Genomic DNA, 16,880 nt, shown 5'->3' on the forward strand with positions numbered 1-16,880 from the left:
ACAAACTTTTTACAACATTTTTTAAAAGAACTTTTTCCGCTTATCTATCCGCACACCCTACCCCCAAAAGCGGCTGCAAATATAAAACCCCTTCCACTCCAAATCCAAATATTTTTAAACCTTTTTATCCCTTTTTTATAGCCACAGTGAAGATGAAGTAGTTAGGAAACAAAAAACGGATTCGGAATTCCCGAATCCTTTTAATTTTCATCTTATTCAAGTTCAAAAATCTATTTGAAGAAATTCCAAACCAACCCAAAACGCACTATAAAATCGCGATAAGGATAATTTGGTGCGGAATAATAATCATACCCGCTTACGGAAGAATTAAAGTGTTCAGCTTTTAAATATATCCGGGTTTGCCGCACACGGGCATTAATAAAAAAGTCCAACAAGGGAAAGCCTCCTATTTTTTCCCGGGTTTGTGTATAAAATTCACCTAACAACGGATTGTATCCATCGGCATAATATTCGGTAAAATATTTAAAGGTGATCCCCGTTTGCAGGAACATCGCCTTTTTAAATACGTGATTAGAATAATACAAGGTATTCCTGGTAATGAGTTCAGGAGTATTCATCACCGGATCATCCTGCGTCACGTTCTGGTACATTATAGTATTATGTAAAGCAAATTTTCCGAACCGGAATTCATTCTCCCCTTTTATTTTGAGATAATTTACCGTCCCGCCATATTGCACAGGTCTCGTAAGTATCATATTCGGTTGTGCTTCGGCATCGGCAGTTTCATGGAAATAGGTATAATTGTCTATAGTGGAATAACTGGCCGTGACGCTTCCCCATTTCTTTGACTTCAGCGTTCCTCCGAGTGTATAAACCTTTTCCGTACCAAAATCATTATCGTTCTGCCAATTGTAGTTTTGGTACTGACTCATATAGAGTAGGAAATTGAAATTAGGCATACGGCCCACGGAAGAAATAAACCCGGAAAGCCTCAGGTCGTCATTAATATCATAAGAGGCGTTTCCATTAAAGATATTACCACTCAGGTTCCCTACCATATTTACTTCCAGGTCCGCGTTCAGGTTGACTCTTCCTATGGTCTTTGCCCATTCTCCACCTATGGCAATTTCATTTCCTTTCAACTGATTGCCTATGATATCGTCTGCGGTGTACAATATGGTTTTAAAATAATAATTATAATTGTACAGACTTGCCTTAAATTTCAGATCGCCGAAAATCCGGTCTCCATAATTAAGGCTTAAGCGGTTGTACATCGTCTTCAGCTTTGCCCGGTCTTCAATATCGGATGTTTGGTAAGCATTTCCGAAATAATCTTCCTCCGCAGCACCCTGAAGAAACTTATAAAGTTTTGTCTCATACTGAAACTCATGGCCAAATGACAATTTGGAAAAGGCTTGTCCGGGACGAACTAAAAAATATTCGTGATCCAGAAAGTAACGTTTCCCTATCAGGAGGTTTTCCGCATCTTCAAAAAAAACGGCCATTCGTGCCCGATCGGTAAACTCAGGATCGCCGGTCTCAAATTGGTCCCTGTTAGAAATTCCGCCGTTCTCCTGGTTCAAAATATCCTGGGAGGTGAAGTGCACCCTCATCCTGTATTTTTCATCTTCTGTGGTATAATTGGCCGTAAGACGAAAATTTCCCGTACTGGACAGTATGTGTTGATATTTCCCTAAAGAACGCAAACCTTTATAGGCAATAGAAAGGTTAAATCTCCTGGATGTATTCATGGTAATAAAAGCATCGAGCAACTGCCCCTGTTCCATCGTCGTCTTAAAAAACAGGTCGGTAGTAGGAGTAGGTACACTGTAATAGCTTATCTCTTCGGCCTCCATATAATTAAAATGCTTGGAGCGGGCACCGAGTTGCGGATACAGACCGGTTGTCCTGAAGTTACGCGCCAATGAATTATAGGTCTGCCCGACACTGGAAAAAGGGAGAAGTTCGAAATTATCTTTTCTCAGATAATTATACCTGTACTCCTTTTGAATGGTCAATGAAGTATCCAGATATGTAGTATCTCTTCTGTACGAAATGATTTTGTAGTCTGTTATAGACGGTAAGGTATCCCCGGGAGACTTTGGTGTTGACCTCAGCGAACGGGAAACGGTATCCTTTTCTCTCCCCGGAGTTTTTTCTTCCTGTCCTCTAACCACCAGGCCGAAAAGCATCAGGATATATACGAAAAAAATATGCTTCATTGAAAACGGGTTCCTTAATGTACAGAATAACGCCTGTTTAACCATGTTCTTATATCGCACCTGCAAAACTACAGCAGTGCATAAAGGCAAAGGTATATTTTTTGGAAGAATAAGGAAGTTATTTAGGAAACTAAAAAAAGGTTAAACCTGATCCCGGATTTACAGATGTAAAAAAGCCGCCGCAATTTTTATCCCGGCGACTTTAAATATGTTCTTCCCGGAAATAGATTTTCTGAGTTATACACATAGATGCTTTTTATATAAAACCTTACATAAATGTTTTAAACATCAATACGTGCTTAAAATGGATAAACACTCCAAAAAAGCTCCTAACCTAGTGACCTTTGTGAAAAATTTTGTGATCCCTTCGGCTTGATTCAGGACATCGCTTTGTGGCTTTTCATGCAACAGGCTGTATTTTATCACAAAGGTTCACAAAGCAGGTACAAAGTTACACAGAGCGTTGTATAGAAATTAAAGGTATAGCGTGGTAGATTTTATTTAAAATAATCCGTCGTTTATTCCCGCAGCATCTGTACTGACCAAGACCTACCGCGATGCCTATGCGAAAAGATCCATGAAGAATACCCGATGTACAACCGGAAAAAGAACAGGGGCTACCCCTCCAAAGAGCACCGTGGGGCCATCAGGAAATACGGGGTCACCAAATATCACAGAAAGAGTTTCCGGTTATTGCCGGAGCTGTTGAAATTGGAGTTCTGAAAAACAATTCTCAAAAGGAAGATGCCACTCCCATAAACAAACATTTTTTTTACAGGGTGGCAGAACTGAAAATCAAAAAACACTAAAGGCAATGGCAATTATATGATTGCTTGATAAGGGCTCTTTTCGTTTGGATCAATAATCTATCCACCAAACACGAGTACGCTTGTATTTACAATCAGATAATTTATCAATTATATATATGGTTTTTAAAACATGGTTATTAGTTTCAATTCCGGTTTTATTTAAGGTGATTGGTTCATTATCTTTTAAATTGTTAATCACACTATCTGTTTTTCTTTGCCCTTCTTTCCATAGATCATTCACAGAAATAAACTGAATTTTTCGTATTCGCTCAGACGTGATCGTATCGATTTGATCATACCTGCTGACATCAAATAAGTTGTTATCAATTTTATAAAATTGCTTAGTCCCTTTCCATATAATAGAATCTTTTTGAGGACTATACTGTAAATATTTTTCCTGGCTAACCCCTTCGGCAAGAGGCAGTAACATAAAAACCAATAGTAACTTAATTACATGTTTTACTTCCATTTTGTTTTTCGTTTGCAATAGTTTGTAAAACCTCTTGTTGCTCACTCAGAGACAATCCTTTCCATGCCTCAGTATAGATCATGGAATTGTTTCCATTTCTATCTTTTATTTCAGCCAGGCCTTCCCAGGCCAAAGCATTATAAAACGCATCACTATGTTGCGCATTGTCATATTGTTTTAAACCTTTGGTTATGGTAGCTCTGTAATGATCAGCCATTTGTTGATGATCCCAGTTTTTATTATATGTTCTCATATATTCATAAACTCCAGGAAAATCCTCCGGGCTAATAGTTTTTCCATTTCTATAAGCAAATTCCCAAAGTCTGGCATGAATTGATTCATGGAGAATAGTTCTGGCGATGGTAAGTGTAGTATTAATCTCTTCCGTTCTATCTTTGTTCAACTTGATAACGAAAGTATTGAGGATTTCACTTTGTTCAGGAGTAGCAAATGAAGCATTAGTTTCGAAACCTAAAGTATCGGACATTTCAAAAACCAAATTAAACTGGGATGGTTTATCATCATCTTCAAAATTCTCCAATATCCAATTAATGCTCCCATTATTATCTTTCATTTTCTCATATACACATTTAGCTTTTCCTGTAAGACTATTTATAATTCGATCATCCCAATCCACATCTCCTCCGAATTTGGAAGTAATCAGGCCAATTAAGGCAAAGGCCATAGATTCTTCACTATAATCATTTTTCACCAAATAAAGCCCTGTCTCTTCAAAAATCTTATTATTGTTGTTAAACCCCCAATTAAATATCTTGTAATCAAGAGACAATATACTACCAAAGTTTAACGCATTTTTAGCCTCAAACATAGACATACCGGAAAAACCCCTTTCAATCAGATATCGATCAATATTATTTTTTATGTTAATATCAGAGTGATAATACGTCCTTTCTTTACTGTTTAATTTATCACTTTCAAAATTTTTCAAATCCCAGAGATGCATATCCATCTCATCAATATTGGGAGCCGTGACAATACCGTCTTCCTGATCGAGATCCCCGCTTCCGCCTCCGCCTCCGCTGCTGCTCCCGCTATACCATGTTGTGGGAATACCTCCTCCACTGCCACTGTCAATACTAACCTGGTAAGTGTAGGTAACGGTAAAGGTACGTCCGTCACCCGCTGCTTTACACGCTGGCCCCGCCATATGAGTTCCATTTTCTCCCCAAGTACAATAAGTTACGAAAAGCACATAAGTAATTTGCGATATCCTTGCAGCTGTATCTCCTTTTTTCTTCGTATCCGTGTTTAACAAAGGAAGGAGCTCAGGTGCGCCCTCATAAACAATGGAATTGTGTCCTTCTACCTTTTTCAGGGGCCCGGTCACGGGATATCTTAAAAGAAATGCTTTCGGATTGTTGTCTTTATCCCGGTATAGCACCAGATTTTCAATGGCATCTGCATTTGAAGTATTCCTCCGTACCGAAAATGTGTAGTAAGAATGTCCATCCCGGATCACTCTTCTTATCCTGGAAGAATCTACTGTAAAGTTATACAGTCCTTGATTTGATTTTCCGGCGAGTCTTTCTTTTCTTTCAAGTTCCCCGAAGGTTTTCGATAAAAGTTCTTCGTCCCGGAACTCATAAAAAGTGATGTCTTCTATGGCTTTACCCTCTTCCTGTTGTTGCTGGGGCTCAACCTCCTGTGCTGCGGGGATAAAATCTTCTTCACACCCGGAAAGGGATATGCAAATTGCAAAGATTGTTATATAAATACGATAAAAATGATTAGATCCATAGTAAATTTGCTTCATAGTTATGAGGATTATTAATTTCTAAGATTATCTGTAAAGCAAAGGCACCTCTAAAAATTTATTTCTAGTTTCGGATGGTTTAAATTGCAATGTTTACCTTTTCTTGCAGCGTTTATCCATTCTCATCAAGGAACAAAATTTCCAGAGGTGCCTGCCCATATGAACTATAATAATAGTTATTTCACTATTCAGAAAAAATTACTGTTTTTCAAATACAATCCTAAACTCGCCAAACGAGCCGGCATTTACTGTATATGCGGAAGTCAAATCCAGCACCCCTGAACAGTGTCCGGGTGAAGGAGCACTGCTCCCACTTCCTTCCCATCTTAATTCTCCATATGTATACCCTATGTTATTGGTGTTTAATGCAGGTTGTTTAGGGACAGTTAAATCCCCTGTTTCAGGATCAACATCAATTATCACATCATATTTTTCAGGATGAGCAGCAACATCCACCAATGTGATCTGATTTTCCCCTGGCCCGACGATCACTTCAAACGGTTTCGGTTCACTTATATAAATACCAAATTCATCCTCCGTAGCAAGGTATGTTCCTGCATAATCATTAATATCAAATGGACATGTGTATGCAATAGTCGCCGATACGTTACTCGTTTTCCCATTAATAACCAAATCACTATCAGAAGAAACATCTGTAACAGTTAAATTAAGAATAGGCGCTTCATCAACCGGAGTTTCAACTCCATCCGTGATTATGGTTACGGGCAACACTCCTTCAAAAACATCGGAACCGTCAGGTGATAGCGTAACAGTATTGGAATCAAGCCTGTAATTCACCCCTTCTTTTGCAGTGGAACTGGGGTCTACACTAACCGTTACAGTCACATCACCATTAAGGGTGTTCACAGACGGGCCAATAATCCTAACCGGAATTTGTCCCGGAACTTCTTCTCCATTTGCCTCTGCCTTAACAGTTACTGCTTCGCTAGAGAACCCTACTAAATTAACTCCTTCACCAAAGTCCGTAACATCGTCGTCCAATAAACAGGAATTCAATGAAAAGCTAATGAGAAGAAGAAAACTAATCGATTTTATTTTGATTAATATATTATGCTTCATAGTCGTATTTTTTATTTCCAAAATGGATTTTGTGTAAAAGCATCCTGAACCGTTTGTTTGGGAACATTATTACTGTTCCTGGCCAACTCGGAGGCCGGGTATAACAGCCTTACGGGGCGGGTCCCAGGGGACTCCGCCGGAACAGGCAACCCCTGGGGGAAACCGGTCCTTGTAAGTTCGATCCAGGATTCTATGGAAGAGGTCCCGTTTAAAGCGATCCATTTTTGGGTTATGATCGCCTCTATTTTATCGGGAGATGAAGCCCATGATACATTTTCAATAGGTTGGCTATAATAACTTTGAGCGTCTTCAACTTCCAAATACCCAAATGATTCTTCTATAGCTTCATTATACAAGGCTTCCGCTTCGGCATCGCCTCCTGAAATATACCCTCTTACAACTGCTTCGGCCTGCAGGAACAGGCTTTCGGAAAGCAGCATTATAGGCTGGTCCTGCTCAGGGTCTTTTAGCAGGCCTGAACCTACTTTAGACAGGTCGTTGGAAGTAAAGCCGGTTCCCGGTAAAATCGTAGATTGCTCTGCCCCCTTATAACCGCCATTGGCCGCTTCGGCATATAAAGCCGTGTAACGTTCATCATTCGTATCCATCAAATATTCAAGGACATAATCGGTAGCTGCCGTAAAATCCCTTCTATCCCTGTCAAGTCCGGTTGAAACATTGATAAAGTACCCGTAAAAAGGGCTTTGCTTTTCTTCGTTATCACTATATCCCGGGTTGGCCGTAACATCAGAAGTTATATAACCGGCCCCGTTAGCATCAATTAGCGCTATCTGGTCTTTGATATACTGGTCCTGACCCGTATTACTAAGACGGATCAGCATTCTCAGTTTAATGGTATTGGCAAATTGCGCCCATTTGGCCATATCCCCTTCGAAAATAATGTCTTGTGACTCCGGGTCTTCAGCGTTAACAGGGAGGTTCTGTACTATATTGACAGCCTCAGTTAATTTATCAATAACTTCCTTATATATAGCTTCCGCATCATCGTACTTTGGCGTAGTATTCTCGCCTCTTTGATTGGCTTCGGTATAAGGGGCATCTCCATATATATCCACGATGTATTGATACTGGAACCCCTTGAGGATATAAGAAATCGCTTTATAGGCACTATAATCTACCGACCCACTCTCGTCCTCATAATTCTCTATATAGGTAAGGTTTTTAAAAAGATAGAGATATGACCTTTCAAAAATAGCGGTATTAAAAGAAGAGGTTATATTATACCTGATAAGGTCCTGATTGGCCGACCAGTTAGATGGTGTTGTCCAGTTATACACAAAAAACTGTCCCATATACATCATGGTTGTAGCATTTAACTGGGCCAGTTCCTGTTGTGCAACAGGCAAGGTCAGGCTGGGTGTCGATATTGACGGATTATTCGGGTTTTCGTTGACATCAAAGAAATCATCACTGCAGCTTACTAAGATCATCAAAAAAGATAACAATAGTGTAGTGGGTTTTAATATATTTTTTGTCTTCATAATCTATTTTTTTTAGAATTTAGCAGTCAGAGTTACACCATACTGCCTGGTAGGCGGTGTTTGGGTCTGGGTACCTATACCTATTGCATTTCCTGTTGTAAAGTTAAATTCAGGATCGGTATAGACATTATCTTTTGGCCTGAAAGTAAAAAGATTCCTGCCATATATACCCAGAGAGAGGTCCTGCAACCCTATTTTGCCCAGCAAATCCTTACCGAAAGAATAGTTCAGTGCAATTTCCCTGATCTTCAGAGTTGTAGCATCCGTAACGTAGTTCTCCTTTACATCATTATATTTATCCCAAAATGCATTTCCTCCTCCGGATGTTGGGCGATTCGTATTAACAACGTACCCTCCGTTTCCGTCCGAATATGATGAATTTGGGAATACAAACGGCTGCCTGTTCGAAGTAACACTATGCTGGGTTAACCCGGTAAATTCCAGGGCATCGACCATATTATTATAGAAAACATGTCCCGTCCTGTAATCTGCAACTGCATATAAACTAAAATTCTTATAGCGGATAGTCGTATTCAAACCTATAAGATAATCCGGAGTGGTTTTGCCCTGTGTCTTTAACTCGCTGGACTGGACAGGGTCACCATTTTCCCCGACTATTACCCTTCCCTGAGGGTCTCTTTCATAAGCCGTAGTCCTTATTAGAGGATAAGGCTCTCCTACTTTTGCAACAATACCTGCAGCTGCAAAACCTCCGACATCCAGCTCATCAACTCCTTCTATCAACGAGAGCACCTCAGAATCATACCCGGAATAGTTCACTCCCAGGTCCCAGCTAAAATCTTCCGACCTGAGAACTGTACCATTTAAATCTACCTCTATACCCTTGTTTTCAATTTCACCTATGTTTATGAGTCGGCTGGATGCTCCTGAGGTTACAGAAACATTCACGGGTATGATCTGGTCGGTAGTATTGGTCTTATACAAAGTAATATTACCTGTTAACCTGTTCCTGAACATGCCAAACTCCAGGCCGGCTTCGATAGACGTCGTAAATTCGGGTTTCAGGTTAGCATCGGCTTCCCGGTTTGACAAAGACAAGCCTACAGTAGAACCGTAAGGGAAAGTATAAGGAGAATTATCATCATATCCCTCATTATTATCATTCGGGACCACAAAAGGAGTATTGTTCGCATAGATCCGTGCATCGTTCCCGGATTTGGTAATATTAAAGCTGGCCTTTAAGTAACTTATGCCTTTTTCGCCTACAATTCCGGGAAATGCGTCCGATGCTATAAATGAAATACCTCCACCTGGGTAAAAGTATGATCGCTTATCTTTTATCAATGTTGAAGACCAGTCATTCCTACCGGTAAGGTTTAAGTATAAAAAGTCCCTGAACCCTATAGTCAGGTCTCCGTACACCCCTACTTTTCTGTAGTTAAAAGTTTCTTCAAAACCTGTTAAATCTCCCGTCCGGGTAGAGACATTATAAAAATCGGGGATGAATAAATTCTGACCGCTAAGTCCCATTCCTTTTTCTGTGGTTATCCTCACATTATGCCCCAGTGTCAGGCTGGCTGAAAAGTCTTCTGACAAATCCCTATTGAACATCAGGAGGAAATCGCTGTTAAATCTGGTATTAGAGGTCGATTCATCTTCTGTGCTTGCCCCATACTCATCCATTTCAGAATAGGTATGTTCCAAATGAAAGGCATAAGTATAAGGCCCCAATTCCCTTTTAAACGTCCTGGAACTACCGGTATATCCTATCCTTACGGCAGCAGTAATCCAATCGTTAAACTCGTACTTTGCATTTGTAAGCAGGTTAAATTCATAACGGTCTGTTTTGTCTCTTTGTGTATCTATGATAAAATAGGGGTTTTCATAAAAACGATAGTAAGACACTTCGTTCCTGGTAAACTCACCTGTTCTCCAGTTTTTCATCTCCGAAAGCGGAATGTGCAAAGGCGTATTCAGGATATTCCAATACAACGGTCTGCCCTGACGACCTGCTTCTTCGGCAACCACATTGGCATGTGACCGGAAAAAGGATAAATTCCCTCCTACTTCCAGCTTGCCGTATTTTCTAGATGCCTTTAATCGGGCATTAGTTCTGTTGTAGGCATCATTGGGCACAACACCTTCTACATTGGTCTGGTCCAAAGAAAGAAGAAAATCACTATTATCATCTCCCCCGCTTAAGGTAATTCCGTGCCTCATGGTTACACCTGTATCGAAGAATTTCCTGTGATTGTCCTTAATCGGGGTAAAAGGTACCTGCCAAACTCTGCCATCATCGAGAGTTTCACTGGCATCTACAAGCCTGCCATCATACCTGGGGCCCCAGTTCACGTTTTCCAGCGGGTATAAGGTCCCGTCGGGAAATCCTCCGGCTCCGAACTGGTCCTGAAGTTTAGGCATATAAGCCACGGTTTCGTGCTGATAGGATGTGGTATAGGTTACATTAAGCTTGCCCCTACCTTTTTTTGTGGTTATAATAAGTACCCCGTTAGCAGCTTCAGAACCGTACAAAGCTGAGGCATTGGCTCCTTTAAGCACATTGACACTCTCTATATCGTTGGGATTGATACGGTCCAGCACCCCTCTTTCCGAAGGGAAACCATCTATCACGATAAGGGCTTCGTTGTTATTAAGTAACGATCTGTTACCACGTAAAACAACCCTGGTACCGGGGTTCACACCATTATTAACAGTGTTGATTTGTAATCCGGAAACTTTCCCCACCATAGCTGTTGCAGCATTCACTGCCTTGGTTTGGGTCAGCTCTTCGCTTTTTACGGAAGATACGGAATAGGAAAGTTCTCGCGGCTTCCTTTCTATACCCACTGCTGTCACTACCACCTCTTCCAGGGCCTGTGCATCTTCTTTCATCTGCACATTAATAGTCAAAGAGGGCCCGACGGTCTTTTCTACAGGGGCCATACCTATATAGGTAAACACCAATACCTGTCCTTCACTGGCAGTAATACTGTAGTTTCCGTCAAAATCGGTTTGAGTTCCGGTACTTGTACCTTTAACTACAATATTCACTCCTGGTAATGGCATCCCTTGGTCTTCGTCTGTGACATTACCCGTAACTGTTTTCTCCTGCGCAAAGGAGAACTGTACAATGAACGCCAATAAAAGCGTCAAAATCTGAGTAATTTTTGATCTCATATTACATATATTTGATTTAGCTTAATAGCAAATATCTTAAAATATATTTAAAAACAGTAAAAAATTAACAAAAGCAAATGTTAATAATATAACATAAAAAGTCTGATCAAAGAGAAAAATAAAAAAAAATAATAATCAAAATACTGCATAACAATGCATTACACACATTAAGACCATGTTAATAAAACTAAAAAAATATGTTAAACAACTATCTGCATACAATACTCGAGGCAGGAACTGACGAGGCAGGACGAGGATGCCTTGCGGGACCGGTAACTGCCGCAGCGGTAATATTGCCGGAGACTTTTACCAATGATATTCTGAATGACTCCAAACAGTTATCTGTCCTTCGCAGGGACTTACTCAGGCCTATCCTGGAGCAACAGGCCCTATGCTATGGCGTTTGCCATGTTTTTGAAGAGGAAATAGACGAGATCAATATTCTCAATGCGTCCATAACGGGAATGCACCGGGCTATTGAACAACTTTCGGTTGTTCCGGAATTTATCCTTGTAGACGGCAACCGTTTTAAGCCTTACGGAAAAATTCCGCATGAGTGTATTATTAAAGGAGATAGCAAATATATGAGCATTGCGGCAGCATCCGTACTGGCCAAAACTTACCGGGATGCTTATATGGATAAAATCCATGAGGAATTCCCTATGTATAACTGGAAGAAAAACAAAGGTTACCCCACTAAAGAACACCGGGAAGCAATCCGGAAATACGGGATAACCAGGTATCACCGGAAAAGCTTTCGCCTGCTGCCCGAGCAGCTTAAACTGGACCTGTAAAACGACAAAACCCGGACTCCTTATACATGGAGACCGGGTTCTGATCTAACAATTAACACAACAAAGGTCGTGCGTTACCATATTTTTACCCTTTTTTCCGGTTCCAGGTACATTCCGTCTCCTTCTTTTATATCAAATGCTTCATAAAAGACATCTACATTAAGAAGTGGCTGTGTGGCCCTGTATTGTCCGGGAGAGTGCGGGTCTGTTTTAATCTGGTTTTTCAATCCTTCCTCCCTTATTTTGGACCTCCATACGGTTGCCCAGGACATGAAAAAACGCTGTTCCGGGGTATATCCGTCTATTGGCCCCGGGTTGCCATGCTCCTTCAGATAGAGTTGCAGTCCGTCATAAGCCGCATTTACACCACCGAGGTCTCCAATATTTTCACCAAGGGTAAATTTACCGTTTATAAATACTTCAGGGAGTACTTCTATACTGCTGTATTGTTCGGCCAGATCGTTCCCAAGTCCCTGAAACTGTTCGAGATCCTTATCTGTCCACCAGTTTTCCAGGTTTCCGTCGGCATCATATTTAGCGCCCTGGTCATCAAAGCTATGGGATATCTCATGGCCGATAACCGCTCCTATTCCACCGTAATTCACGGCTGCGTCCGCAGTAAAGTTAAAGAACGGAGGCTGCAATATGGCTGCCGGGAATACGATTTCATTGTAAGAAGGATTAAAATAGGCATTCACGATCTGAGGCGCCATATACCATTCGCTCTTGTCTACAGGCTGTCCCAGCTTTTCTATGTTCCTTTTAAAATTCCAGTTAGAAACATTCTGCATATTCTCCATATAAGTTCCTCCGTCGCCGGCAGTTTTGACTTCCAGTTCGGAATAATCCTTCCACTTATCCGGGTACCCTATTTTTACGGTTGTCTTATTGAGCTTTTCAATGGCCTTGGACTTGGTTTCCTCGTCCATCCAGGGTAATGATTGTATGCGTGCCTCATATGCCCGAATAACATTGGCGATCATCTCTTCGGCCTGGGCTTTGGCTTCCGGCGGAAATTTCTTTTCTACATACAATTTCCCCAGGGCCTCACCCATGGCCCGGTTGATGATCTGTAAAGCTCTTTCATCCCTGGGCTCCTGCTCTTTGGTTCCCTGTAATGTCTTTCCGTAGAATTCCCAGTCCGCAGTTTCTATTTCTTCCGACAATCTTCCCGCAGCACGGTTCAGGGCCGTCCAACGCAGGTATGCTTTCCAGTCCTCCAGGTTATTTTTCGCTAAAAATCCGGGCAACTGCTTAAAGTATTTTACTTCGCTGATGATTATGGTATCCACATCAACGTCAAGCGAAACAAGATATTCATCCCAGTTTATCCCGGAAGCCATCTTTTTAAGATCGGTTACGGAAGTGGGATTATACCTGTTTTCCGGTTTTCTGCGTTCTACTTTATCCAGTCGCGGTTCGGCCATACTGGTCTCAAAGGCCAGTATCCTTTCGGCTTCTTCAGCTGCCGTTTCTTCATCGTAGTCTATGAACCGGAGCATCCTGGCTATGTGTGTCTTATACTTTTCCCTTTTTTCTTTGGAATCCGCATCATCCGCTACATAATAGTCCCTATCCGGCAATCCGAGGGTCCCTGCCCCGAGATAAGCCACATTTTTGTTGCTGTCTTTGGCATCTGCCCGGACACTTATACCGAAGAAACCTGCACCTCCGTAAGGCTCCATCTCCTGAAGATAAGCCTGAAGTTCTTCTACGGACCCAATGGCATCTATCTTTTCCAGGTAAGGCTTAAGCGGCGCTACGCCCTGAGAATTTCTCGAGTCCATGTCCATTATGGTCTCGTAAAGATAGACGGCTTTGGCCTGATCGGAACCGGCATCGAGCGTGCTGTCGTTTACCGCTTCCTTCAGTATTCCCAGGGCATCACCATTCGTCTTTTCCCTAAGTTCGAGGAAACTTCCCCACCGGGTTTTATCGGCCGGAATTTCAGTGGAATCCAGCCATTTCCCATTGACAAAACGGAAAAAATCATCTTTGGCTGCAACCGTAGTATCCATATATTCCAGGTTTATACCCGGAATCTTCTCCACTTCTGCGGTTTCTTCTTTCTTCTCCTGCTTACAGGAAGCAACGAGACCTAGGGTCAAAGCCCCCAGGAGTACACGATTAGTATATGTTTTTCTCATTTATGATACTTTTTTGATTAACCGCCAGCAAGTTAATAAAAAAACATTTTACACGCTCTTTTGTTACATTATTAGCCAAGACAAACGCATTATATATGAGAGGAGCGGTAATTGGTAATCCGGAAGCGGTAACCATGTTACCGTTCGGGGTTGAGGAGTCCCGATATATATATTGGGATGGAGTTGGAAGTATTGTTTTTTTGTTCCAGGTTACAGGTTCCAAGTTGCAGGTTGGGAGGTGTGTACAGTGTAAATATAAATGCAACCTGTAACTTGGAACCTGTAACCATTAAACGTCGCAATTATATTTTTTTAATGCGTTTGCCCCGCATTATTAACGTTTTGACTTCCTCTACCCTTTCCGCCTTAAACTATCCATCAGCTTGTTATCCGTATCCTTTTTGATCTCTATCAATTGTGGAATATCATCATTGGGTACGGCAATGGAAAGGACATAATGCCGTATTTTCCATTTCCCGTCCTGCCTGATCAGCACACCCGAACCCCGGCATATTTTCATCTGTGTATCCAGAAGTTCATCAAACCATGCCGTTGTTCCGTCTGCCCCGACATAAACATTTCGCTCCAGGGCAGTAAAGTTCCAGGTCTTGCCTTGATCAAAATAAGGCCTAGCAAAGTCCCGGAATTCTTTTCCTTTCCAGTTCTCCGTAGCATCCGTCCCTATAAATACCGCATCGGTAGTCATATAACCGAAATACCTGTCGAAATCCGCGTCTGCCGCGGCTTTATGCCATGCATCCAGCAACGTATTTATGTCTTTGTTCTGGGCATGTACGCCACAAACCAGGAACATCCCAGCCAGAACGATTATTATTTTTCCCATTTTTTACTCCTGTTTTTTTATTTTTTTATTCCGGTACTATCCACCTGCACACTGTCCAATTTTAAGGAATCTCTTTTCGCCAGGGGCTTATTGGATATCTCAGTGAGAAATTCATCGGTTATACTTCCCCTCATCATTACACTTAATTGCCGGTCGAAGTCATTAAATGCTTCCAGTATCTTTAGTTTTTGCTTCATCAGGTATTCTTCGGGGACAGGATCGGGGGCTTCCATGCGGGTCTGCAACAGGTACGTTTTCACCACGCTCAGCCTGCTTCGAACCGATGGATTATCAAATTTATCCGGAAAATCGCCATCCGAAAGTTCCTTTTCTTTTTTCAGAAGATCATCCAACTGCAACACCACATCCCCGCCTTTTTCTTCTCTAAACTGACGTATGGCCTTATTTAATTCCACATATTGCGGCCATTCGTTTATTTCTTCTGATTTTTCTCCTTCAAACGCCCTCAATTCCGGAAGGCTTATATGAAGTTCCGTTTTTTCTTCCTGCCCGGCATCCTTGTTTTCCTTCTTTTCCTTTTTACATGAAACCACCATAAACACGGCAAACACCCAAAAAAATTGTCTTGTCATTTTCATCGTATATGGATACATTTTACGAAGATAAGGCATCCGAAAAACATATCGCGGATTTATATCCTTTTTGAAGCAAAAGTTTTTGACTAAATATTATCTTTGGCCTGAAACTTAATTTCGATTTTTATGACTCCGAAAATCCTGATTATAGGTGCGTGCGGACAAATAGGTTCCGAATTAACCCTGGCTCTCAGGGAATTATACGGTAACGAACAGGTTATTGCAAGCGATATCCGCGAAGGTAATGAAGAACTCATGCAGTCCGGATCTTTTGAGGTTCTCGATGCCACCGACAAAAACGCCATAACGTCATGTGTACGAAAACATAAAATAACGGATGTATACCTGATGGCCGCCATGCTTTCTGCTACAGCCGAGAAATACCCGGATAAAGCCTGGAACCTGAATATGAATTCCCTTTTTCATGTGCTTGACCTGGCCCGGGACAAGGAAATCCAAAAAATATTCTGGCCGAGTTCGATAGCTGTCTTCGGGCCTTCCACTCCTAAACAGGACACCCCGCAACAAACGGTAATGGAGCCCGCTACGGTATATGGTATCAGCAAGCTTTCCGGGGAGCGCTGGTGCGAATATTACTTCAAAAATTACGGTGTCGACGTGAGGAGTATACGCTATCCGGGACTTATCAGCTGGAAAACCAGTCCCGGAGGGGGAACCACAGATTATGCCATTGAAATCTACCACAAGGCATTACAACAAGGAACTTATGAATGTTTTCTCGGTAAAGACACTGTGCTGCCCATGATGTATATGGAAGATGCCATAAAGGCTACCATCTCCATTATGCAGGCCGATCCGGAATCTATCCGGGTAAGATCGTCCTACAACCTCGCCGCCATCAGCTTTAATCCGGAGGAAATGGCAGCAACCATAAAGAAACATATTCCGGATTTCACGATCAGCTATGCCCCGGATTTCCGCCAGAGAATTGCGGATACCTGGCCGCAAAGCATTGACGATTCCAATGCCCGCAAAGACTGGGGATGGAAAGCCCGGTACGACCTGAAAACCATAACGACAGAAATGCTATCCAACCTGCAAAGCCTGGTATAAACGCCCCATAAGCCCTAAAATCACTTAACCTAAACCGGCAAAAAATGATCGTTAAAGAAAAGAAAAGGATCCGCCCGCTCATCGGCGTATTACTTTTCGCCATATCTATTGTATTGTTCATCACCACCTGCCCCATAGGGCTGTTGTATGGCCTTGTTCACACCGCCGTTCGCAATTCGGTTAGAGGCATAGGCGAATACGCACTGAAAATGGCCATCTCCATCGACCAGCTCGGCAATGTGGTCATGCAACACATTCTCAACCTGCTGCTCATAAAGAAGGGAGGATATAAATTCGGCAACCGGGACGAGACCATTTCCAGCGCCATAGGAAAGAATATCCAGCTGGACACCCTTTCCGGTTTCGGAAAGCTTATAGATAAAATCCTGGATTTCCTCGATCCCGACCATTCACTTAACTCCATTGACTACCATATAGAGCCGGGGAAAAAAGCGTACAAACAATAATGA

General features: G+C 41.9%; 12 protein-coding genes and 1 pseudogene. 4 read left to right on the forward strand and 9 right to left on the reverse strand.

What is annotated here, in order from left to right; genetic code table 11:
* Window positions 1-230: 230 nt before the first annotated feature.
* Entirely contained in the window at window positions 231-2,183 is a 1,953-nt protein-coding gene (locus tag ACVBDY_RS06595; RefSeq protein WP_447174674.1) for a putative porin, read from the reverse strand.
* Window positions 2,184-2,703: 520 nt separating this feature from the next.
* Here ACVBDY_RS06595 and ACVBDY_RS06600 point away from each other — a divergent pair.
* Window positions 2,704-2,906, forward strand: a pseudogene (locus tag ACVBDY_RS06600) (ribonuclease HII); the annotation flags it as partial.
* A 135-nt stretch (window positions 2,907-3,041) separates the two neighbouring features.
* Here the strand turns inward: ACVBDY_RS06600 and ACVBDY_RS06605 are convergent.
* The 5 genes from ACVBDY_RS06605 to ACVBDY_RS06625 all read right to left on the reverse strand — a co-directional run bounded on the left by ACVBDY_RS06605 (window position 3,042) and on the right by ACVBDY_RS06625 (window position 10,955).
* Entirely contained in the window at window positions 3,042-3,461 is a 420-nt protein-coding gene (locus tag ACVBDY_RS06605; protein WP_447174675.1) for a hypothetical protein, read from the reverse strand.
* Entirely contained in the window at window positions 3,439-5,235 is a 1,797-nt protein-coding gene (locus ACVBDY_RS06610) for a hypothetical protein (RefSeq protein WP_447174676.1), read from the reverse strand. Before ACVBDY_RS06610 ends, ACVBDY_RS06605 begins: the two co-directional genes overlap by 23 nt.
* 198 nt (window positions 5,236-5,433) lie before the next feature.
* On the reverse strand, window positions 5,434-6,315 hold the full coding sequence (locus ACVBDY_RS06615; protein WP_447174677.1) for a hypothetical protein: 882 nt from the start codon (window positions 6,313-6,315) through the stop codon (window positions 5,434-5,436).
* A gap of 11 nt (window positions 6,316-6,326) precedes the next feature.
* A complete protein-coding gene (locus ACVBDY_RS06620) occupies window positions 6,327-7,817 on the reverse strand; it encodes a SusD/RagB family nutrient-binding outer membrane lipoprotein (RefSeq protein WP_447174678.1) in 1,491 nt (496 codons plus the stop codon).
* A gap of 12 nt (window positions 7,818-7,829) precedes the next feature.
* Complete coding sequence (locus tag ACVBDY_RS06625) at window positions 7,830-10,955, reverse strand: SusC/RagA family TonB-linked outer membrane protein (RefSeq protein WP_447174679.1); 3,126 nt, start codon at window positions 10,953-10,955, stop codon at window positions 7,830-7,832.
* Between the two features lie 197 nt (window positions 10,956-11,152).
* On the opposite strand from ACVBDY_RS06625, the gene rnhB reads away from it, so the two are divergent.
* Window positions 11,153-11,749, forward strand: coding sequence for a ribonuclease HII (gene rnhB / locus ACVBDY_RS06630; protein WP_447174680.1), 597 nt, complete (start codon window positions 11,153-11,155; stop codon window positions 11,747-11,749).
* 74 nt (window positions 11,750-11,823) lie between these two features.
* Here the strand turns inward: rnhB and ACVBDY_RS06635 are convergent, their stop codons facing one another.
* The 3 genes from ACVBDY_RS06635 to ACVBDY_RS06645 form a co-directional block, all read right to left on the reverse strand.
* Window positions 11,824-13,896: a M13 family metallopeptidase gene (locus ACVBDY_RS06635; protein ID WP_447174681.1), complete on the reverse strand. Its 2,073-nt coding sequence runs from the start codon at window positions 13,894-13,896 to the stop codon at window positions 11,824-11,826.
* Window positions 13,897-14,248: 352 nt separating this feature from the next.
* Complete coding sequence (locus ACVBDY_RS06640) at window positions 14,249-14,740, reverse strand: nuclear transport factor 2 family protein (protein WP_447174682.1); 492 nt, start codon at window positions 14,738-14,740, stop codon at window positions 14,249-14,251.
* 17 nt (window positions 14,741-14,757) lie between these two features.
* Window positions 14,758-15,333: a hypothetical protein gene (locus ACVBDY_RS06645; RefSeq protein WP_447174683.1), complete on the reverse strand. Its 576-nt coding sequence runs from the start codon at window positions 15,331-15,333 to the stop codon at window positions 14,758-14,760.
* A 129-nt stretch (window positions 15,334-15,462) separates the two neighbouring features.
* Here ACVBDY_RS06645 and ACVBDY_RS06650 point away from each other — a divergent pair, with 129 nt between their 5' ends.
* Together ACVBDY_RS06650 and ACVBDY_RS06655 are read left to right on the forward strand one after the other, a co-directional pair.
* The gene (locus ACVBDY_RS06650; RefSeq protein WP_447174684.1) at window positions 15,463-16,410 is read left to right on the forward strand and encodes an NAD-dependent epimerase/dehydratase family protein; all 948 of its coding nucleotides are present in this window, start codon (window positions 15,463-15,465) and stop codon (window positions 16,408-16,410) included.
* 44 nt (window positions 16,411-16,454) lie between these two features.
* On the forward strand, window positions 16,455-16,877 hold the full coding sequence (locus tag ACVBDY_RS06655; RefSeq protein ID WP_447174685.1) for a hypothetical protein: 423 nt from the start codon (window positions 16,455-16,457) through the stop codon (window positions 16,875-16,877).
* Window positions 16,878-16,880 lie beyond the last annotated feature (3 nt).

The sequence above is a fragment of the Sinomicrobium halophytocola genome (assembly GCF_052983395.1).